Raw genomic sequence first — 21,634 nt, 5'->3', positions numbered from 1 at the left:
CACAAAAAATTACGTAATAATGATGGCGTGGAAATTTTCTCATTCATTTGGATGTCTAACAATTGAAAAAATTATTTGGCCCTAAAGTACAAAAAATGATTGGCCTAGATATAGGAACTCGGTTTATTAAAGCCGTGGTACTAGAAAAATCAGGTGAAAAATATAGTTTGCAGGCATACGCTTGCGAGCCTATTCAGGGTAATGCTTTTGCAGAGCGTGAAATAAAAGACTTCGAAGCTGTCAGCCATGCACTAAAAAAAGTGAAGCTTGCGTTAAAAAGTAAAAATAAGCTCGTTGCAATAGCCGTATCGGGCTCTACTGTTTTGAACAAAATTGTCTATATGGATCCTGGGCAAACAGATCACGAACTTGAAAGCCAAATTGAATTGGAAGCAGATAGTTTAATTCCCTACCCGTTAAATGAAGTGTATATAGATTTTGAAGAGATAGGGATAAGTCAAACCACCAATAACAAAGTTGAAGTCCTCTTAAGTGCAGTGCATAAGGAACTCGTCGACCGTAGAATCACCCTACTAGGTGAAGTAGGTTATGAGGCTAAGATAGTTGACGTTGAAAGTTACGCCCTAGGTGCAGCGGTAGCAAACTTTTACCCTCAAACTGATGAAGAAACGGTGTGTTGCATTAATATTGGTGCAAGCCACTTACAAATGTGCGCGGTAAAAAATGGAAACGTTATTTATACCAAAGATCACAACTTTGGTATGGATGCCTTGATTCAAGACTTAACCATGTTGTATAGCCAAGAACGCTCTCAAATTGAACAACAGTTGACTGATGGCACGTTACCGGAAACATGGAAACAAGACTCTTATCCAATGTTTCTGGCTAACCTACAACAGAATATAAACCGAGCCTTACAATTGTATATTAGTGCGACAGGTGAAACCCGCCCCGGCTCTCTACTAATATGCGGAAGTGGAAATCATCTCAAATCTTTACCTGAAGACTTAAGCGCTGATTTAGGCATTGAAGTTGTATGCTTCTCCCCGTTTACCGATATGACGATAGCAGAAACAGTTAACCAAGGAGATTTCGAACAAGTCTCCGGTCAACTTGTTATTGCTACGGGTTTGGCCAGTAGGAGTTTTCAACCATGGCACATATAAATTTATTGCCTTGGCGCGAGAGTCGCAGAGCTGAGCAAAAAAAGAATTACCTAACCTTACTTGGCGGCTTAGCATTCGCTGCTTTTGGCCTGATGTTTGCCGCCGGAAATGTATTGGATAAGATGATAGATAACCAAAACTATCGCAATAATTTTATCGAGCAACAAACAGCCATTTTAGATCAACAAATTGAAAAAATTAAAAATATCAAAAAAGACAAAGAAGCAATAGAGCAAAGAATGGCTTTGATCGAACAATTAGAGTCCAGCAGAAATGCGGTTCCTATAGTGTTAGATGAGTTAGTGCGATTGGTTCCCCATGGCTTATCGTTTCGTAGTTTTTCTCGTCAAGGCAATTTGATCGAAATATTAGGAGTCAGTGAATCTAACAATAGGTTGGCAGATTTCATGCGACAGTTGCAAGACTCAACCGTCTTTAGTAGCGGAGAACTATCTTCAATTAAGGCCGACACATCAGCTCTCGAAGCCGTCAGTGATTTTAAGCTCACATTTACTATCAATCCTAGCGTTGCACCGGATTTCTCAGTGATTACCGAGGAGCCAAGCAAATGAAATTTGATGTTAACAAGTTAAAAGAGATCAACGATTTAGACTTCGAACAAATCGCCACTTGGCCCTTCGAAGTTAAGTCTTTGGTGGCTTTGTTTGTAGTAGTATTTGGTCTATTGGGTGGTTATTATTTCTTATTGAAAGATAAATTACCTGTTCTAGAAGAAGCCCAAAATAAAGAAGTAACCCTAAAGCAAACTTATCAAGGTAAATATCGTATTGCCGTCAACCTAGCCGCTTACGAAGAACAGTTAAGCCAGTTACAAAGTGACTTTTCTTCTATGTTGAAATCGCTTCCAACCAGTAATGAAACCCCAGGGTTGTTAGATGACATTACCTTAGTGGGTACCTCAGCCGGACTCACTTTTAGATTACTAAATTGGCAAAGAGAAATTCCAAAAGAGTTTTATTCAGAATTACCTATCGAGATGGAAGTATACGGTGGATACCACAACTTTGGGCAATTTGCCTCGGAAATCGCAGGATTACCACGTATTGTTACCGTGCACGATTTTGAAGTGACTCAAGAGAGCAATACTCTTAAACTCAAAGTTCAGGCTAAAACCTATAGAACCTCCAATGAGCAGGAAACTGCGGCTAAGGAGCAAACACAATGAAACAACTCAAGATAGTGATTGCTGTGTTACTACTTAGTGGCTGTGAAGCTAAAGTTGACGATTTGCAGGTATTTATTAATGAAGTCAAACAAACGACCTCTGTTAACATTGAGCCTTACCCAGAATTTGAAAGCAAACCTACTTTTATCTATTCGGCCGACACTTTACGAAGTCCTTTTCAGCGCCCAAGAAACACTGGAGCCGAAGTAGAGCTTACCATCGCTGCACAACCAAATTGTGCTCAACCAGACTTTAATCGTAGCAAACAGCCCTTAGAGAAATTTGGTATCGATGCGTTATCTGTTACTGGGGTATTTCAATCTAATGGCAAAAAATGGGCACTTATTCAGTCCAATACAGGCAGTTTATTTAAAGCTACAATTGGCGATTACCTAGGATTGTTTTTTGGGAAAATCGATTCTATTCAAAATGGCACAGTTTCTTTTACTGAAATGCTGCCCGATGGTGCTGGCTGCTGGCAAAAAAAGCAAGCCACACTCACCATGCTTTCGAAGGCAGGAGAAAACAATGTCTGAGCGTTTTATTTTTAACAAAAAACTTAATCGAACTAATCCCACTTGGTATTGGGTATTAGCCGTAGTTTTTGGTCTGTTTACATTTGAGTCATTAAGCCAAGAAAAGACTGCGGTTTTGATTGACCCACAACCTAAGTTAGACAATGTATTTCGTTCTGAATTGCAAAACGTTGAGTTTTCACGTTTACCTAGTGGCGGCGCAGAAGTGTTAATGACCTTCAACAATAAAAATTTCCAGTTACAGTTGAGTGAAAAAGGTCAATCTTTAAGTTTGGTTTTGCCACGAACAAAACTAGGTGACGATCAACTGTTTAAGTTAGACGTTGTAGATTTCGCCACACCAGTCAATAACATTGAAACCTTTCAAGAAGAAGAACAAACCAAAGTGGTGTTTGCTCTGCAAGACAGAATCACCTTCAGTCATCAAAAAAGTGCCAATAGTCTAAGCATAAAAATTGAAAAACGTTTGAAGGATGCGCCAGAAGAAGACCAAAAAAGTAACTTTGCTGGCGAACCCATATCCCTTGATTTTCAAGATGTACCAGTGCGCCAAGTATTACAAATTATTGCCCAAGTAAACGGCTTTAACCTAGTCACAACGGATACTGTAACTGGCAACGTAACTATCAGTTTGTCTGGCGTTCCTTGGGATCAAGCATTAGATATGATTCTAAAAATCAAAGGATTAGATAAAAGATTAGAAGGCAATATCTTGCTGATAGCACCAACTGAAGAACTCACAGCACGTGAAACCCAGCAGTTACAGTCTAAACAGCAAGTAGCAGAACTGGCTCCTTTAGTTTCTACTAATGTACAAATCAATTATGCCAAAGCACAAGATCTTGCCGCCATCCTTAAAGGTACTGAAAACAGTATATTAACCCCTAGGGGAAGTGTTGCAGTTGATGAAAGAACCAACACACTTTTGCTAAGAGATACACAAACGTCAATCGATGAGGCCAAATTATTAGTAAAGGCGTTAGATATCCCTATTAAACAAGTACTAATTGAGTCACGTATGGTAACAGTGAGAGACAACGCCAGTGAATCGCTAGGGGTACAGTGGGGACTAAGTGATACGATGAATAATGGTGCAATTTCAGGTTCGTTGAGCGGTGCCGATTCCATTGCTAGCGGAGTGGTTCCGTCTATATCAGATCGTCTTAATGTATCACTACCGGTTAGTGAACCGGCTGGTAGCATAGGTATACAAATTGCGCGCTTACTTGATGGAACAATTATCGATTTAGAACTGTCTGCCCTAGAGTCTGAAAATAAAGGTGAAGTGATTGCCAGTCCTCGAATTACCGTTGCAAACCAGCACGAAGCCTATATCGAACAAGGTACGGAAATTCCTTATGTCGAAGCCACGTCAAGTGGTGCCACTTCAGTTGAATTCAAAAAAGCGGTATTAAGTTTAAAGGTCACCCCACATATTACTCCAGACAGTCGGATAATCATGGACTTAGTCGTTACTCAAGATACGCGAGGAGACACAGTCACAACCTCAACAGGTGATGCGGTAGCCATAGATACCCAAGAAATTAGTACCCAAGTATTGGTTGAAAATGGCGAAACCATAGTCTTAGGGGGTATTTTTCAACAAAGTAGTTCCGACGATGTACGAAAAGTCCCGCTTTTGGGTGATTTACCTTTTGTTGGTTACTTGTTTAAGAACACCTCAGAAATATTAGAAAAACGTGAGTTATTAATTTTTGTTACCCCAAAAATCTTAACTGATGAATTACGACGTAATTAATATTTACCCAAGTAGCAACTTTGGTTCAGGAAAAAACAGTCTAATCCGTTGATTAGGCTGTTTTTTTATAATTCCTGCCGCATAATCTTTACAAAGCTTGCAAAATTCACTGTAAAACTGAGATAATCCCGCATCGAAATTTTCGACGAGGTCTGGTTAATCCATAAAAGGGTAGCCGCACGAACTTTCTACCCCTTAAACATAGTTGTGAAATAAGCAAAAATGGCTGAAAAACGTAATATATTCCTTATAGGCCCAATGGGTGCTGGTAAAAGCACTATTGGTAGGCACCTTGCAGACGAACTTCATTTAGAATTCTTTGACTCTGATCAAGAGATCGAGAGACGTTCAGGCGCAGATATCGCTTGGATATTTGATCTTGAAGGGGAAGAAGGTTTTCGTCTACGTGAAGAAAACATCATTAACGACTTAACTGATAAACAAGGCATCGTTTTGGCGACAGGCGGCGGTTCTGTAGTCAGTAAGAACGTTAGAAACAGGTTATCAGCGCGAGGCATAGTAGTATATTTACAAACTACTATCGATAAGCAAGTCGCTAGGACTCAGCGTGATAAGCGACGTCCACTATTGCAGAAAGATGATCCGGAAACCGTTTTGCGTAATCTAGCTGAAGAACGCAATCCATTATATGAAGATGCTGCCGATTACATTGTTGATACCGACGACCAAAGTGCTCGCGCCGTAGCTAACCAGATCATAGCAAAAATAGGTCTATAACTCCTCTTTCTTATATAGCAATAATAGGGCTAGCTACTTATGGCAACACTTACAGTTGAGTTGGGTGAGCGTAGCTACCCTATATTGATTCAAGCTAATCTGCTTGATGATCCTCAGGTTTTAACTTCACATCTTCTCACCAAAAAAGTAGTAGTGGTGACAAATGACTTAGTTGAACCACTTTATTTTCCCATTGTCAGTCGAGCTTTAGCTGGGTATGAAGTCAGCAAAATTGTGATACCTGATGGTGAGCAACATAAAAACCTAGAAAGCTTTGAGATGGTAATCTCGAAATTGTTAGAAATGTCGGCAGGTCGTGACACCACGTTAATCGCATTAGGTGGCGGAGTGATAGGTGACCTCACAGGTTTTGTAGCTGCCAGTTTTCAGCGTGGTATGCCGTTTATACAAGTACCAACCACTTTGTTGTCACAAGTTGATTCCTCAGTAGGTGGAAAAACTGCTGTTAATCATCCCTTAGGTAAAAATATGATTGGCGCCTTTTATCAACCTAAGGCGGTTTTAATAGACACCAACAGCTTGAGTACTTTACCCAAACGTGAATTTGCTGCGGGTATGGCTGAAGTGATCAAGTACGGTGTAATTTATGATCCCGAGTTTTTTGTATGGTTAGAAGACAATCAACAAGCGATTAAACAGCAACAACTAGCAGCACTGCAATATATGATCGCCAGATGTTGTGAAATCAAAGCCGAAATTGTTGCCATTGATGAAAGAGAGTCAGGGTTAAGAGCCATACTTAATTTAGGACATACTTTTGGCCATGCTATTGAAGCAGAAAAAGGCTACGGTAACTGGTTACATGGCGAAGCTGTCGCAGCAGGCATTGTTCTTGCTTCTGCAGTAGCAACTAAGATGAATTGGCTCGAAGCGTCAGAATTCAGTCGCATCGAATCTTTGCTGCAAGCATTTGATTTACCTACGGTTGCACCTAGTGATATGACATACGACGATTTCGTTCGACATATGCGTCACGATAAAAAAGTGCAAGCCGGTCAACTATTTTTTGTCATTCCCAAAGAAATTGGCAAAGCAGTTGTTACAAATGAAATTTCAGACGAGGTGTTACGCGCCATTCTTACTTAGGACATAATTTTGATTGTTATAACAAAGGGGTTTGCACCTTGTAACAATCTTTTCTACCTAGGTACATACAATGGCAGCGTCAGAATTCAACAATCGCTTAGACTATCTAATTAGTTACTCTTCTCAACTTGTGTTTGTGTGTAGTGATAAAATACGCCAACAATCACAGGTTGTAGAAAGCTTTTTAGCACACCAAAATGAACAAGCTGATCTGGCTTTACTAACAGCCAATGAACTCACCCCATTAGTGGTCTATCGTGAAAAGCTGTTTCGCCAACTTATTAGCCAAAGCCAAAAAGCAGACTTTAACCGGCCTCTCAACCAATTATTGGCATCATTAAATAATCATAACGGTCCCATTTTAATCAGTGTATTTCACGCCGAAAAACTCCCTGACAAGTTGGTTAAAGAGCTGTGGGATTTGGTACTGCAAAGTCGCTTTGCCAACAATAAACAACACCTCAATGTGCTGCTGATGGGTTTATCTAATTGGGCTGAAACAACTAAGGCTAGTTTAGGCACCGGTTCCAAAGAACAGCCGATCATGTTAAATAGTCCGATTCGAATCCAGCAGGCTGAGATCGACGAATTTTCTGATCTGGAAACTTTCATTCAAGATAAACGGAAAAAGTTTGCTCAACGTATAGAAGATCGTCAGATCCACGATGACGAGTCCAAACCCATTTATAAGAAATGGGCAATGACCACCTTATTTTTTACGGCTTTTTTGGTTGTTTTTTCTGGAATATTAGGCTGGCAATACCCTGGAAAAGTAGAAAATATATTGGCTTATTTTAGCGGTCAACAAACACTTATCGCTACACCATCTGAAACGTCTACTATCCACAACAAAACCGAACTTGTAGCCGCTCCAGAGTCCCAAGCACCTCTGCAAGTAACGACTAAGTTAGCGGACCCTATCGATCAGCCCAATGTTAAGGAAAGCATCACCAAAGATGAATTGATCACTGATTGGAATTCAGCTAGCGCCAGACTTACACAACAATCAAACAAAATACTTCTACAAACCGATAATATTGAAGCGGTAGTGGATGTCGTAGATGTGCCAGAAGTTCTTAATAACGATACAACACCATTAGATGAGACATTAGCGCAGCAAAAAATGACTGAAGTCAGCGAAGCTACCACCAGGGTTAACGATTATAAGGTTGAAGATATCGTAGAGTTAGGTTCAATGCTTGATCAACCAAAGCTTAGTGTAGAAAGCGTCGATAGCTTAACTCTCGATACTATGGCCGATTCTCCGGATAAAACCGAGCAAAACCCAATATCAGGAGTGTTAACCGCAACCCCAGAATTAATGCTAGCACTGCCCAGCAACCATTATGTGATTCAAATTGCAGCGATGGCTAATATCAGTATTTTGCAGGAATACGTTTCTGACAATCAGCTCAGCCAACAGCTGTGGTTATATAAGACCCAACGTTACGGAGGTGACTGGTATGTATTGCTGAAAAATCAAGATTTTGATTCAATAGAAGCGGCCAGAGCGGAAATCACCACTTTATCAGACGCTATGCTAATGAATACCCCTTTTGTTAAGCGCATTACGCAAGTAAAGCAAGAAATTACTAGCGCTAGGCGTTAAGCTATTTGTTGTTTTAGCTCAGTGCCGTTACAATTCGGCCTGATAAATTAGCGGCTCTGACTTGGTTAAAAAATTGGCAGTAACAAAAGATAAAAAAAACAGAGCCTTTTTGAAGTGGGCAGGTGGCAAATACAGCCTAATCGAAGATATAAACGCTAAACTTCCGGCGGCAAAAAAGCTCATTGAACCATTTGTGGGAGCGGGTTCGGTATTTCTCAATACCAATTATTCTAAGTACCTACTCAACGATATTAATCCTGATTTGATCAATTTGTATAATATCGTAAAAAATCGCTCTTCTGATTACATCACAGACAGCGCCAAGTTTTTTACACCAATCTTTAACGAAGAAAAACGCTATTATTTGATGAGGCAAAAATTTAATGATAGTGACGATATCTACGAACGCGCCATATACTTCCTTTATTTAAACAGACATGGCTACAACGGGTTGTGCCGTTATAACAATAGCGGTAAATTCAATGTACCTTTTGGTAGATACAAGGCCCCTTACTTTCCAGAAAAAGAACTCTGGTACTTTGCTGAAAAATCTCAACTTGCCACCTTTACCTGCGAGTCTTTTGAAAAAGTGTTCGCTAGAGCCAGAAAAGGCTCAGTCATATATTGTGATCCTCCTTATGCCCCCATCAGCAAAACCGCTATGTTTAATAGTTATGCTAAGGGTGGTTTTACCCTAGACAACCAACTAAAACTCGCGTCTTTGGCGCGCCGCACAGGTCACGCGCGCAACATTCCCGTATTGCTAAGTAATCATGATACTGAGTTTACTAGGGACATTTATCAGGGCGCTGACATGACACAACTTCAGGTAAGTCGTTTTATTAGTCAAAATGGAAGTACTAGATTAAAGGTGGCAGAACTATTAGCGCTGTATCAAACTAAATAACTGTAATAAAGCATGTATTAAAGCTTAGGCTTCGTTATTTCCGATACGTGATAATAACTCGAGTAAATCGATGAAATGAAACTGATACGAACTTGAACGCCCAGTGAACCACTCAGACCAACTTACACCTTGTTGTTGGTCATTTGCACATCTATTTATGGGATGGCTAACAGGTAGCTCATGATCTAAGACAGCATTTTCTAGGCTTCCACAAAACGCACTTCTATCATTTAAAGAAAGCTGAGAAAAATTCAATATAGCAACAACGGCTAAACCCGTTAAGGTCACTCCAGTTAGGGTAAATAACGATTTTGAATACTTATTCACAGTGTTATCCGCGATCCGCGTTGAAATATTTGCTGACATTATACCTGTGATGAAATTATCAACAACTGTGCTTTATCTGAATAGTTAGGTCATTCATCGCTTGTTACAATAACCTAGTCTAAAAAATTAGTACTCAAAACGAAAAAGGAGTGCCTAAACACTCCTTTTAGTAATAACCTGCAATTACAATACTTCTAGAAACTCGTGCCCCAACTAACTGCAAAGTTGGTATCGTCGCTTCCAGACTCTTTGTCTGCTTTTGAGATAGTTAAGGTAAAATCACCTTTTCCTAAATCTAGTTGGAAGTGGCCGTAATCAACATCAATGCTCGGTGTATCAAAGTCATAATAACCATAAGTAAGACCTAAGGTATAATCGTTACTCAATTCAAAACCGTAGCTCACGTTATAGTACAAATCGCCAGTACCAAAAGGTACATCGTCATCTGCATCACTGTTAATAGTGTATGCTACACCGAAACCTAAATCACCAAAACTGCCGTTTAAGTAGATTTCTCCAAAATTACTGTCTTCGTAACCCGTTGCTGGATAATAGTAATAGATATAACCAACATCGTAACCAAAATCACCTGCTTCCCCACCAAATCCTGCATAGAAATCAACTTCTGCACCTTTGTCATCAGAAGTTTCATCAGACCAATCAATTGTGCCAATCCATGTACCTGCATAGAAACCGCTTTCGTTTGAGTAGTCTAAACCACCAGATAATGAAGGTGCGTTTCCACTTTGGGTTACGCCACGCCATAAGTAGTTACTTGTCGCACCAAAATTAGACTCGACGTCAGCTAGTGCAACTTGACTAAAACTAGATGTTGCTAAAACAGCGGCGGCGATAGAAGTAATTTTTAAAGTTTTCATGTGTGTACTCCGTTAGTATTTTTATATTTTTCAGTAATGAACGTTGGCTTTCTGTCATATTATTTTTATTTATTAACTCCATAACGCAAATCTGATGCCTAATTGCGGGCAACTAGAATGCCCTCTGACATCTAGTCCTAACACGCTGTTTTTATTGATTAATTATAAAAAAGATAAAGTAATGGAAAGTATTTAATGGGTTTTTCGTAAATGATAAGTGCACCATAAATGAACAATATTTCACTAATGGTGCAGATAGGGCGCTTTTGTCTATTTGGATTTTTCTGTAAAGTATTGGCTTTTATTGCCAAGGAAAATAATGAAACCTTATTTGATTACCCCCTCTATTTTATCCGCTGATTTTAGCAAGTTAGGTGAAGAGGTAGACAAGGTCTTGGCCGCGGGAGCTGATGTAGTACATTTTGATGTGATGGATAATCATTATGTACCCAATTTAACTATTGGTCCTTTGGTGTGTAAGGCATTACGTCAATATGGCATAACAGCAGATATCGACGTTCATCTTATGGTACAACCAGTGGATGACATGATTAAACAGTTTGCCGACGCCGGTGCGAGTTATATTAGTTTTCATCCGGAAGCATCACAGCATGTGGATAGAAGTCTGCAACTGATTATAGATTCAGGATGTAAACCAGGTTTGGTATTTAATCCTGCCACTCCTTTACAACATTTAGATCATGTCATGCATAAATTACATCATATTTTATTAATGTCTGTTAATCCTGGTTTTGGAGGTCAATCTTTTATTCCACAGACTTTAGAAAAACTATCACAAACCCGAGCATTAATTGATCAATCAGGGTTTGATATTCGATTAGAAATTGACGGCGGCGTAAAAGTCGATAATATTCGCGCCATCGCAGAAGCGGGAGCCGATATGTTTGTAGCCGGTTCTGCCATTTTTGACCAAGCAGACTATCAGCTAGTGATTGAGCAAATGCGCTCTGAACTTGCTTTGGCTAATTAGCTTTTCTTTTAACGCTATTTTTTAACACTATATAAGTAGAACCAATTACCATGACAAAACCAATTGTACTCAGCGGCTGTCAGCCTTCAGGTCAACTCACCATTGGCAATTATATGGGTGCACTACGTCAGTGGGTCGCAATGCAAGATGACCATGACTGTTTATATATGTTGGTAGACTTACACGCTATCACCGTAAGACAAGATCCTAAAGCCTTGCATCAGGCCTGCTTAGACGGATTGGCTCTTTATATAGCTTGTGGAATCGATCCGGCAAAAAGTACTATTTTTATGCAATCCCATGTACCTGAACATGCGCAATTGGCCTGGTTGATGAATTGTTATACACAAATGGGTGAACTGAATCGTATGACTCAGTTTAAGGACAAGTCCGCAAAAAATGTCTCAAACATCAACGCTGGGTTGTTTTCGTATCCCGTATTAATGGCTGCAGATATATTGTTATATCAAGCTAATCAAGTACCAGTAGGCGATGACCAAAAACAACATCTTGAATTAGCAAGAGATATAGCCACGCGTTTTAATAATGTTTATGGCGAAACATTTAGCATACCGGATCCGTACATTCCTGAATTTGGTGCGCGAGTGATGAGTTTGCAAGATCCAACTAAAAAAATGTCGAAATCAGATGACAACGTCAATAACTTTGTCGGTCTTTTAGAAGATCCCAAAAAGATAGCCAAAAAGATAAAACGCGCTGTTACCGACTCTGACGACCAAGCACGGATATACTTTGATGTGGCTGAAAAGCCTGGTGTCTCAAATTTATTGAGCTTATTGTCATGTGCCACTAACACACCCGTTGAGGCCTTAGTTCCAGGCTATGAAGATAAAATGTACGGTCACTTAAAGTCAGATGTTGCAGACGCTGTGGTGGCATTAATCGAACCTATTCAGCAAAACTTTAAGGCGCTACGGGACGATCAAAGCGAACTAAACAGAATCATGCGTCAGGGTTCTGAAAAAGCCAGCCAACGGGCAGCGGTGACACTTGCAAAAGCGTATGATGCGGTAGGTTTTGTTAAACGCCCTTAAATTACGCGGTAATTAAGCACTACTATGCTGCTGTTGATAGACAACTATGATTCCTTTACCCACAATTTAGCTCGCTACTTTGAAGAGTTAGAACAACAGGTATTGGTGGTTCGCAATGACGAAATTAGTTGCCAACAAATAGCAGCGTTAGCGCCAGAATATTTAGTATTTTCACCCGGCCCCGGCACACCACATTCAGCCGGGGTAACCCTCGAAGCCATCAAAACTTTTGCTGGTAAGATCCCAATTTTAGGTGTGTGTTTAGGACATCAAGCAATAGGGTTGGCTTTTGGCGCAAACCTAGTTAACGCGCAACAAATTAAACACGGCAAAACGTCTCAAATCCAACACCAGAAGTCTGTTTTGTTTAATGGCATTCAGCACCCTTTTACCGCCACGCGATACCATTCACTAGTGTTAGAAACTGCTAGCATCCCCGAAGAATTTAAAATAACAGCTTGGTGTTTTAATAGTGAAACTGAAAATATTGAGTTAGAACATATATCTAAACAAGCTGAAGTGATGGCGATTGAACATAAAACCTTAGCAATCTATGGTGTACAATTTCATCCAGAATCTCTATTAACTGAATTTGGACATCACATACTAAACAACTTCATTTACAGCAAAACTTCGACTAAAGCACTATAGTCACAGTGTAGAAATTCCAAAGTATTAATGTAACATTGCGCGTGAATTTTAATGGCGAGGCTATACGGAATATTTCGCCGCCAAAATTCATCAATTACATTCAAAGCATTTTCAAAAGAAACAACAATTAATGAGTACAGATACACAGGCCGAAAAATTAGTTAAACAACGCTTTGAGGCGTTATTTTTAGACGTAAAGTCGGCACAACAAGTCGTTAGCGGAGAAGGCAAACCAGCACAAAACGTGGTTGAACTTGAACAAAGTAAAACTGCTCGGTCACTGCTGCGTGTCGAAAAACAAGCTATTCGCGAAAAAGATCTCAATACTAAGTCCGATCTTAGTTTCCTAGAAAATATATCTGAACAAGTAGATACCGAAGTAGCAAAGCGCCTTGAAGAAAGTGTAAAAGATACTGAGCACCTTTATTCAAAAGTCATGGGAATTGACCCAGCGCTGCCTAAGTTACTCGACTTAGTAGGTGTTAAGGCAGCAACCATTTCCAAAATCGAACCCCTTGCCGGTGAATTACCTTGGTTTTTTAATGATTTGATGAGGTTTGTTAACCAACCTAAATACCGACGTTTTGATAATAAGGGCAAAGCCATAATTGTAGAAACCATGCGAGTCGGGCTGAGTTTTTTTGGCTTAGAAAATTTAATAATCATACTCACATCCCTAGCTTTCAAACGTTCGCTACCTCAAATAACCGATCCTTACCCACAAATAAAATTACGCATTTGGGAAGAAGCTTTGGCAACGGCCATTTCCTGCAAACAAATAGCATCTATAGTGGGAGTCAATCAAAACCATGCTTTTTGCCTTGGCATGTTACAAACCATGGGCAAAATTGTAATCTCGAAATTGTATTTTAGGTTATTCGAAAACGTGCTCCGTGAAGCGTTAAAAGAAACACAACTCGCACAAAAGCATGAAGAACACTCAGCATTGACAAGGATTACCCCTTCAGGACCGTTCCTTAATCAATTGATCGACAAACATGCACTAACTGTTAGCGCCAATCTAATCAATAAAATGGCAATGCAACGCGTATTTATCGCCAACGCAATGTTTGAAGTTGCGCATAATGAACCTAACGCAGAGTTGTCGCCATTGGCATTAGTATTAAAACAGGGCAAAGCCTATGCTCAGTATCGTATGTTAAAGGGACATAGATTAATTGACTTACAACAGTCGAAAGACTTTTTACGCACAATAGGGATGCCTAAAGGCTCACTTGAGTTACTTAAAATAACTGATATGCGTTCTCTTGATGCAATAATGAGAAACGATTAATTTTTTAAGCATATTCATGCAAGATCTTTTGAATTATTAAAAAGGCTGATAGCGGTTTATAGTATTGGCCTCATATGACACAACCAATAACAATGCCATTATCCTCGAATAGATAGTTATTCACAAATCATGCAAAACTAGGTGAACCCCTTTAAAAATGCTGCTTTGCATTTAATATCTCTGAAGACAAGCGCTAAACCTTCTGCCATACTATCGCTCTTTTTTAAGCCAAAATATGACACTTGAAAGGCAATAGTATGAATGTAACTCGCGACTTGTTTAATGACGTAATGGTTCCAAACTACAATCCAGCAGCAATTATTCCTGTGAAAGGATTAGGCTCTCGCTTATGGGATCAAGCAGGTACCGAATACATAGACTTTGCAGGAGGCATTGCAGTCAATGTATTGGGGCATTGCCATCCACAACTTGTTTCTACTTTGACAGAACAAGGCCAAAAGCTTTGGCATTTAAGTAATGTGCTGACTAACGAGCCTGCACTTCGCCTAGCTAAAAAGTTAACTGATGCGACCTTTGCTGAAAAAGTATATTTTGCTAATTCAGGCGCAGAAGCCAATGAGGCCGCTTTAAAACTTGCGCGCCGTTTTGCTCTAGACAACAGCGGTGATCAAAAAGATCAAATTTTATCTTTTAAGCAAGGCTTTCATGGGCGCACCTTTTTTACCGTAACGGTAGGTGGACAAACAGCCTATTCAGACGGTTTTGGCCCTAAGCCCGGTGCCATTGAGCATGCAGACTATAATGACTTAGCAAGTTTGGAAGCATTGATATCCGACAAAACCTGTGCGGTTATGATGGAGCCTTTACAAGGCGAAGGCGGCATAATTAGTCCTGATATTGATTTTATTAAAGGGGTGCGAGCCCTGTGTGATAAACACAACGCACTACTTATTTTTGATGAAGTGCAATCAGGTGTAGGCCGTACCGGCGATTTGTATGCCTACATGGGCCTTGGGGTAATTCCAGATATACTCACAACAGCTAAAGCATTAGGAGGAGGGTTCCCAATTGGGGCGATGTTAACAACAACAGACATTGCTAAACATCTGAAAATAGGTACTCACGGAAGTACATATGGCGGCAATCCTCTTGCATGTGCAGTAGCCGAAAAGGTGTTAGACATTGTTAACACTCCAGAAGTATTGGACGGCGTAAAACAAAAAGAACAACTTTTCCGAAAAGGCTTAGAAACAATCAACGCTAAGTACCAATGTTTCTCGGAAATACGTGGCCAAGGACTATTATTAGGCGCTGCATTAAATGAAAAATTCGCAGGTAGAGCCAGAGAATTTTTAGTCGCTTCAGCAGATGAACAATTAATGTGTTTGATTGCAGGCGCTAATGTAGTGCGATTTGCTCCATCACTGATTATCCCAGATGAAGATATTCAAGAAGGCTTAGTGCGTTTTGAGCGTGCTGTTGCAAAAGTAGTTGGCGCTGACGTTTCCTCAAAGTGAGTATGCGAAAATGAAAATCATTCGCCCGATCCACAGTGACGATTATTCGTCACTGTATGCCATTTCCCAAGAATCTGGGGTGGGTTTTACATCTTTGCCAGTCAATGAAGTATTGCTTAGAAGTAAAATAGACAAATCCGTTCAAGCGTTTGCAAAAGAAGTAACCGAACCTTCAGATGAGAGTTATCTGTTTGTCATGGAAGACCAAGACTCCCAAGAAGTTGTAGGTACGAGTGGGATAGTAGCAGGTGTGGGTTTAGACGATGCATTTTATCATTATCACTTAAGCAAAGTGGTGCATGCATCTCGTGAACTCAAAATTTATAATGATGTGGATATCCTAACATTGTGTAACGATTACACTGGTGTATCAGAAATCTGCACCTTGTTTTTGCGTCAAAATGCCAGAGAAGGCTTAAATGGTAGGCTACTATCCAAGTTCCGTTTTTTATTTATGATGGAACATAAACAGCGTTTCGCAGACATTATTATCGCAGAAATGCGTGGCATTAATGATGAAAATGGCGAATCTCCTTTTTGGCAATGGCTAGAAGAACACTTCTTTTCAATGGACTTTCCTACTGTTGATTATCTAACAGGTATAGGGCAAAAGCAGTTCATCGCTGAATTGATGCCTAAGTATCCCATTTATGTGAGCTTACTAAGCAAACAGGCTCAAGCAGTAATCGGGCAAGTACATGAAAAAACCAAACCGGCATTGCAGCTTCTAGAACAAGAAGGTTTTAGCTGTAGAGGTTATGTGGATATTTTCGATGCAGGTCCAACTGTTGAAGCAAACTTGAAAAATATTCGAACAGCCCAAGCCAGTAGAAAAATGCAAGTGAAAGTAACTGATGAAGTGACAGACAGTCATTCGTCCTTTTTTGTTATCAATACGAAAGTGCAAGATTTCCGCGGAGTATGCACTTTACTGAATATCAATATGGATACAGGACTTGCAATTATTGGCCAAGAAGCCGCAGATGCTCTCGGCGTAAGTGACGGCGATGACATTCGCTTTGCTCCTACTCATTTCAGGACATAAATATGAATCAACATACACATTTTATCGATGGTCATTGGCACGCTGGCGAAGGTCATAACATCAGCTCAATCGATCCAGCAAAAAAGAACATTATATGGCAGGCTAAATCTGCCGCTCCCAAGCAAGTCGACGCAGCTGTTGAAGCAGCGCGTTCAGCGTTTGTGTCTTGGAGCAACCTTACTTTCGATGCACGTTTAGCATATGTGAAAAAGTTCGCTGAATTACTCGGAGAAAATAAACAAGCACTGGCTTTGAGTATTGCACAAGAAACCGGTAAGCCACTGTGGGAAACCGCGACTGAAGTAGGCGCGATGATTGGCAAAATTGCGTTATCTGAAAAAGCCTACCATGAACGTACTGGCACAGTAGAAAACGCCATGCCTTTAGGCAAAGCTTTTATTCGCCACAAACCCCATGGTGTAGTAGCGGTATTTGGTCCCTATAATTTCCCAGGTCATTTACCAAACGGGCATATAGTCCCCGCATTGCTATCAGGTAATACCATTGTTTTTAAACCAAGCGATCTGACTCCAGTCGTTGCTGAAAAAACCATAGAATTATGGCAACAAGCCGGTTTACCTGCAGGCGTCTTAAATATGGTGCAAGGCGAAGTAGAAACTGGAAAAGCGCTTGCTGCACATAATGGATTAGACGGTTTGTTTTTCACTGGTAGCTCTCGCACAGGCAAATTATTGCATGAGCAGTTCGCTGGCCATCCGGGGAAAATACTCGCCTTGGAAATGGGTGGAAATAATCCTCTGATAGTTAAAGATGCCGCTGATATTAATGCTGTAGTACATGACATTATCCAATCCGCTTTTGTCACTTCAGGACAACGCTGTACTTGCGCTCGTCGTTTGTTTATTCAACAAAGTGAAGCCGGTGATGCAATACTTAAAAAGCTAATCGAAGCGACCAAAAATATTCAAGTAGGCATGTATGACGCAGAAGCACAGCCTTTTATGGGCGCGATGGTTTCGCAACACGCTGCATCATTAATGGTGTTGGCCCAACAACAATTACTTGAGCTCGGCGCAACCTCTCTCGTTGAACTTAAACATCTAGACACCGAATCGGGCTTTGTTAGCCCCGGCATAATTGAAGTGACAAATATTCTTAAAGATATGCCAGATGAAGAACATTTTGGTCCGCTTCTTAAGGTGATCCGTTACAACGATTTTGACCAAGCCATAGACGAAGCAAACAATACCAGCTTTGGGTTATCAGCCGGTTTACTGGCTGATAAACAGGCAGACTATCAACACTTTTACCAGCGTATTCGAGCGGGCATTGTCAACTGGAATCGGCCTATTACTGGCGCTAGCGGAGCCGCTCCTTTTGGAGGAATAGGTGATAGTGGAAACCATAGAGCAAGTGCTTACTACGCCGCAGATTACTGCGCGTTCCCAGTTGCATCTGTTGAACTGGAAAAAACTACGCTGCCTGGAACCTTGAGTCCGGGCTTAAGTATTTAAATTATAGGAACTGAGTTTCACACCATGCACAACCAAATAGACACTTTGTTTAGCCATTTATGGCAAGATTATTTAAGCATTACGCCTTCAGCCAAAAGAGTACACGATTTATTAGAAGGCCATGAATTTGAGCATTCTGGTAAAAACTCTAAGTTGGGTAATGACCATATTGCATTACGTACGTTTAATATTGAAAAGATTAATTTAGAAAAGCTTGCAGCACATTTTTTGGCGTTAGGTTACACAGAACAAGGGCAATATGACTTTGTAGAAAAAAAGTTACGTGCCAAACATTTCGAACATCCGGATGATACTCAACCTAAAGTATTTATCAGTGAACTAATTGTTGAAGCAATGCCGCTTGAGGTTCAGCAAATCATTCGCAAGATGACAGCTAACATCGCGGAAAATGCGGCTCAGCAAGACAACTTTTTGTATTCAGGTACACACTGGCAAATTAGTACCCAAGAATATGATGTACTGGTGGCACACTCTGAATACGCTGCTTGGATGTCAGCATGGGGATTTAGAGCCAACCATTTTACTGTGAGTTTAAACCACATGGGGCACTTCCAGTCTCTGGCAGAACTCAATACATTACTGAAAGATTCCGGCTTTGTGTTGAACAACTCTGGCGGTGAAATTAAAGGTGGTCCAGAGGTATTGTTGGCGCAATCTTCTATTATGGCTGACAAAATCGAAGTGCAATTCACCAATGGTAAGAAATTGGTCCCTAGCTGTTTTTACGAATTTGCGCAACGTTATAAAACACCAACAGGAAAATTGTACCAAGGCTTTGTCGCCGCCTCTGCCGACAAAATATTTGAAAGTACTCACACCTAAAAGGTATCGATTAAATAGAATTTGTAATCAGGTCCTGCCAGATTTTAAAAACTTAAAGACAAGGATGTTAAATACCAATCCGTATTGATAACTACCCACTCAGAATGCCCCAGCCGTTTTCAATCGAGGCGCAGTCATGCAGGAATGGCATTCCCCTTTCAAATGGCTGTAACAAAGAGTGAAAACGGCTGGGGCATTCCCTTTGGGCGAATTCTAAAGCACCTTACTCTGCGTTGTCCGAACTCGACTTAGCACCACTAGGCCTTCATTCGAACGCCTTGATTAAGGCACTATAGAATCTCGCTGAGTGAGCAGTTATCATTACGGAATGGTATTAGTGAAAAAATTAGTTGGACTGTTGGCGGTACTGTTATTGTTAGTTTTCTGGACAATACCCCATGATTTCTTTGAAAGTAGTGCCGCTAAAATACAAACAGCCACTTCAACGTCTCTAATAGACAAATAAAAATACAAAACAATTCCAAAAAATCCCAATCTCTTAAGTATTCCTGATCATAACTCAGAGTCAAATATCAAGGCACAACCAATTCCAAGCGACGTGTTAGAAACGTCATCATGCGCTACACACCAACAGTTAAACGCTGATGTTGATCAACAAGCTGTGTACCAGTGGATAGAAGATTCTGGGGGAATAGACATTGCGACACTCGCCAATATATACGCGTACTCATCAGAAGCTGACTTGCTACAAGCCGCAAAAAATGGCGACTCGACAGCAATGCTCGCGCTTGGAATTAATTACAAGTGGCACGCTATTCATGAGAACTTCCAAGCAGATAGACTGCGGCCGAAAGATCAGCCCGACATCGTATATACGCTAAAACCTTTGGATAAAAATATTATGAAAAAAGCTAGGTATTGGCTTATGCAGGCGGCCCTAAACAACCAATTGAAAGGATTGAGTGAACTTGCTTTTTCGTATATCGATGAAAAAAATCAGTCAGAAAGTATCAAAGAAAAACAGACTCTTGAACTCAATTTTTTAGCTTATTTCTCATTAGTTGATTATATGCAACCTAGTTCAGAGAAAACCATGCCTGCTAACCTTTTTTATGTTGACGATAAGGAAAAGCAAGAATCTTTAGAAAACAAACTGGAAGAGCTAGTTACTCAATGGCGCAAAGACAGACTTAAAATGGGACAAAACGAAAATCTCGAGTTAAATCCGTCAAAAGAAGTTATGCAATACCTAAAATTACAGAGAACGTTATGCCGAGACACTAAAAGAGAGCATTCATAGTCTAATCGACTTATAGCCCTACTCTATACAGTAAACGAAGCCCCACAGCCGCAAGTAGTGGTTGCATTAGGATTTATCACTAAAAAACGTGAGCCTTCTAGCCCTTCGGTGTAATCCACCTCACCACCCACAAGATATTGTAAGCTCATAGGATCAACTACCAGGGTCACTTCATTTTTATCAATGGTGGTGTCCCCTTCATTCACTTTTTCATCGAAAGTAAAACCATATTGGAAACCCGAACAACCACCACCAGTGACATACACTCGTAGTTTTAAGTTGGGATTTTCTTCTTCTTCCACCAATGTTTTTACTTTTCTAGCTGCGGCATCAGAAAATTCAATAGGTAAAGCAACTTGCACTGTCATAACTTGCCTCGGCAAAATTCGGTATAACTTATCATTATGTGGATTATCCAGTACCTGACTAATACGGTCAAGTATTCACTAAGACTAATTAATTACTATCCAGTCCTGCATATTCTAGTAAACCTAGTGCCGTGGCCATTCAAAAATTCAACCCAAGCAAAAATTAGGTGTTACGCCAATGAGTTGCTTAGAAATACTATCAAAAGAGCACATCATTGCATTGAGCTAGTTTGAGTTGATGTCCCAATTAAATACTGTAGTTAACTCACCTTTTTTACGTTTAAACTGAAAAATATTGGCATGCACGGATACTTGTTCTGGCTGAAAACCTTCGGGTAATCTTATTTCACCAGCTATTACCTGAAAGTATTTAAAGCTAAAAGTCAGGCTTTTTTGTTCTTGGTCAGATAGCATAGAATCGATGGAATATTGCTTAGCTTTGCCCTCTTCACTGCCGATTAAGGTAACGTGTAAATTCCCCTTTAGCGTATTTTTAGTTTTATTTTGCTGCATCAAAACGAGTTCAAATCTAAACGAATTATCACTCAGAGCTGGCTCTATGTTAAAGCCATCAATTAAAAATCCTTGTTCGTTTAGTTCAGGTGCCATCACTTGTTGATAAAAAGCGAGTTGCGTACGCAAATCCTTTTCGACATCGATACTTTTTCCAATTTCAATAAATTGCTGCTGCTGCGTTAGTCTTGCCACTTCCAGCTCAACACCCAAAACATTCAGTTTTTTGGTGAGTTGTTCATTTTCTAGTTTCAGGTTTTGAATACTTTTTTCATGGGTGGAAATGGTCGTTTGTTGCTGTGAATAATGGGCGTTTCCCCAAAAAAAACCCAAATAAAGGATCGCAGCAATTAGCGCACCTAGTATGAAATAAAACTGGAAAGCCCCCAGCTTAGTTTTGAGATCAGAAATAATCAATTTTTACCCTTTTATGAAGCCACTGCGCTTTTCTACATTGGCAGAATATTATCATTTAGTGATTTACAA

General features: G+C 40.2%; 23 protein-coding genes. 19 read left to right on the top strand and 4 right to left on the bottom strand.

The annotated features are described in order from the left end of the window. Window positions 1–62 precede the first annotated feature (62 nt). The 9 genes from pilM to ABJK37_RS18925 all read left to right on the top strand — a co-directional run bounded on the left by pilM (window position 63) and on the right by ABJK37_RS18925 (window position 8,969). Window positions 63–1,127 (top strand): type IV pilus assembly protein PilM, encoded by a 1,065-nt coding sequence (gene pilM / locus ABJK37_RS18965; RefSeq protein ID WP_348357167.1) that lies wholly within the window; start codon window positions 63–65, stop codon window positions 1,125–1,127. Then, window positions 1,115–1,699: a PilN domain-containing protein gene (locus tag ABJK37_RS18960; protein WP_348357165.1), complete on the top strand. Its 585-nt coding sequence runs from the start codon at window positions 1,115–1,117 to the stop codon at window positions 1,697–1,699. Before pilM ends, ABJK37_RS18960 begins: the two co-directional genes overlap by 13 nt. Further along, a complete protein-coding gene (locus ABJK37_RS18955; RefSeq protein WP_348357164.1) occupies window positions 1,696–2,313 on the top strand; it encodes a type 4a pilus biogenesis protein PilO in 618 nt (205 codons plus the stop codon). The genes ABJK37_RS18960 and ABJK37_RS18955 overlap by 4 nt, the downstream gene beginning before the upstream one ends. After that, window positions 2,310–2,849 carry a pilus assembly protein PilP gene (locus tag ABJK37_RS18950; protein ID WP_348357162.1) on the top strand — a complete coding sequence of 180 codons (540 nt, stop codon included), beginning with the start codon at window positions 2,310–2,312 and terminating at the stop codon, window positions 2,847–2,849. The genes ABJK37_RS18955 and ABJK37_RS18950 overlap by 4 nt, the downstream gene beginning before the upstream one ends. After that, entirely contained in the window at window positions 2,842–4,608 is a 1,767-nt protein-coding gene (locus ABJK37_RS18945; protein ID WP_348357160.1) for a type IV pilus secretin PilQ family protein, read from the top strand. Before ABJK37_RS18950 ends, ABJK37_RS18945 begins: the two co-directional genes overlap by 8 nt. A 222-nt stretch (window positions 4,609–4,830) precedes the next feature. Continuing rightward, the gene (aroK, locus tag ABJK37_RS18940) at window positions 4,831–5,346 is read left to right on the top strand and encodes a shikimate kinase AroK (protein WP_215927021.1); all 516 of its coding nucleotides are present in this window, start codon (window positions 4,831–4,833) and stop codon (window positions 5,344–5,346) included. 39 nt (window positions 5,347–5,385) lie between these two features. After that, window positions 5,386–6,453, top strand: a complete 1,068-nt coding sequence (gene aroB, locus ABJK37_RS18935) for a 3-dehydroquinate synthase (protein ID WP_348357158.1) — start codon at window positions 5,386–5,388, stop codon at window positions 6,451–6,453. 70 nt (window positions 6,454–6,523) lie between these two features. Next, entirely contained in the window at window positions 6,524–8,062 is a 1,539-nt protein-coding gene (locus ABJK37_RS18930; RefSeq protein WP_348357156.1) for an SPOR domain-containing protein, read from the top strand. A 73-nt stretch (window positions 8,063–8,135) separates the two neighbouring features. Next, window positions 8,136–8,969 carry a Dam family site-specific DNA-(adenine-N6)-methyltransferase gene (locus ABJK37_RS18925; protein WP_348357153.1) on the top strand — a complete coding sequence of 278 codons (834 nt, stop codon included), beginning with the start codon at window positions 8,136–8,138 and terminating at the stop codon, window positions 8,967–8,969. 24 nt (window positions 8,970–8,993) lie between these two features. On the opposite strand, the gene ABJK37_RS18920 is transcribed toward ABJK37_RS18925, so the two are convergent. Both ABJK37_RS18920 and ABJK37_RS18915 read right to left on the bottom strand, forming a co-directional pair. Beyond that, entirely contained in the window at window positions 8,994–9,296 is a 303-nt protein-coding gene (locus ABJK37_RS18920) for a hypothetical protein (RefSeq protein ID WP_348357151.1), read from the bottom strand. 194 nt (window positions 9,297–9,490) lie between these two features. Continuing rightward, window positions 9,491–10,174 carry a TorF family putative porin gene (locus ABJK37_RS18915; RefSeq protein ID WP_215927013.1) on the bottom strand — a complete coding sequence of 228 codons (684 nt, stop codon included), beginning with the start codon at window positions 10,172–10,174 and terminating at the stop codon, window positions 9,491–9,493. A 319-nt stretch (window positions 10,175–10,493) separates the two neighbouring features. Between ABJK37_RS18915 and rpe the strand changes: the two genes are divergently transcribed. The 10 genes from rpe to ABJK37_RS18865 all read left to right on the top strand — a co-directional run bounded on the left by rpe (window position 10,494) and on the right by ABJK37_RS18865 (window position 20,267). Further along, window positions 10,494–11,165, top strand: a complete 672-nt coding sequence (gene rpe, locus ABJK37_RS18910) for a ribulose-phosphate 3-epimerase (protein ID WP_348357149.1) — start codon at window positions 10,494–10,496, stop codon at window positions 11,163–11,165. A gap of 50 nt (window positions 11,166–11,215) precedes the next feature. Beyond that, window positions 11,216–12,220, top strand: coding sequence for a tryptophan--tRNA ligase (gene trpS / locus ABJK37_RS18905; RefSeq protein WP_348357147.1), 1,005 nt, complete (start codon window positions 11,216–11,218; stop codon window positions 12,218–12,220). 24 nt (window positions 12,221–12,244) lie between these two features. Then, window positions 12,245–12,871 carry an aminodeoxychorismate/anthranilate synthase component II gene (locus ABJK37_RS18900; protein WP_348357145.1) on the top strand — a complete coding sequence of 209 codons (627 nt, stop codon included), beginning with the start codon at window positions 12,245–12,247 and terminating at the stop codon, window positions 12,869–12,871. 130 nt (window positions 12,872–13,001) lie between these two features. Then, on the top strand, window positions 13,002–14,165 hold the full coding sequence (locus tag ABJK37_RS18895) for an HDOD domain-containing protein (protein ID WP_348357143.1): 1,164 nt from the start codon (window positions 13,002–13,004) through the stop codon (window positions 14,163–14,165). 257 nt (window positions 14,166–14,422) lie between these two features. Further along, window positions 14,423–15,643, top strand: a complete 1,221-nt coding sequence (locus ABJK37_RS18890; protein ID WP_348357141.1) for an aspartate aminotransferase family protein — start codon at window positions 14,423–14,425, stop codon at window positions 15,641–15,643. Window positions 15,644–15,653: 10 nt separating this feature from the next. Beyond that, window positions 15,654–16,688, top strand: coding sequence for an arginine N-succinyltransferase (gene astA / locus ABJK37_RS18885; RefSeq protein WP_348357139.1), 1,035 nt, complete (start codon window positions 15,654–15,656; stop codon window positions 16,686–16,688). Between the two features lie 2 nt (window positions 16,689–16,690). Further along, on the top strand, window positions 16,691–18,163 hold the full coding sequence (gene astD / locus ABJK37_RS18880; RefSeq protein WP_348357137.1) for a succinylglutamate-semialdehyde dehydrogenase: 1,473 nt from the start codon (window positions 16,691–16,693) through the stop codon (window positions 18,161–18,163). Window positions 18,164–18,187: 24 nt separating this feature from the next. Then, the gene (locus tag ABJK37_RS18875) at window positions 18,188–19,006 is read left to right on the top strand and encodes a DUF1338 domain-containing protein (protein WP_348357135.1); all 819 of its coding nucleotides are present in this window, start codon (window positions 18,188–18,190) and stop codon (window positions 19,004–19,006) included. 337 nt (window positions 19,007–19,343) lie between these two features. Continuing rightward, entirely contained in the window at window positions 19,344–19,472 is a 129-nt protein-coding gene (locus ABJK37_RS18870; protein WP_348357133.1) for a hypothetical protein, read from the top strand. 93 nt (window positions 19,473–19,565) lie between these two features. Then, window positions 19,566–20,267: a hypothetical protein gene (locus ABJK37_RS18865; protein ID WP_348357131.1), complete on the top strand. Its 702-nt coding sequence runs from the start codon at window positions 19,566–19,568 to the stop codon at window positions 20,265–20,267. 23 nt (window positions 20,268–20,290) lie between these two features. On the opposite strand, the gene erpA is transcribed toward ABJK37_RS18865, so the two are convergent. Continuing rightward, window positions 20,291–20,635 (bottom strand): iron-sulfur cluster insertion protein ErpA, encoded by a 345-nt coding sequence (gene erpA / locus ABJK37_RS18860; RefSeq protein WP_215926995.1) that lies wholly within the window; start codon window positions 20,633–20,635, stop codon window positions 20,291–20,293. Between the two features lie 225 nt (window positions 20,636–20,860). Beyond that, complete coding sequence (locus ABJK37_RS18855) at window positions 20,861–21,565, bottom strand: DUF6776 family protein (protein ID WP_348357129.1); 705 nt, start codon at window positions 21,563–21,565, stop codon at window positions 20,861–20,863. Window positions 21,566–21,634 lie beyond the last annotated feature (69 nt).

Source organism: Paraglaciecola sp., assembly GCF_039964565.1.
GTDB lineage: Bacteria > Pseudomonadota > Gammaproteobacteria > Enterobacterales > Alteromonadaceae > Paraglaciecola.
This window is presented reverse-complemented; position numbering and strand designations above follow the sequence as displayed.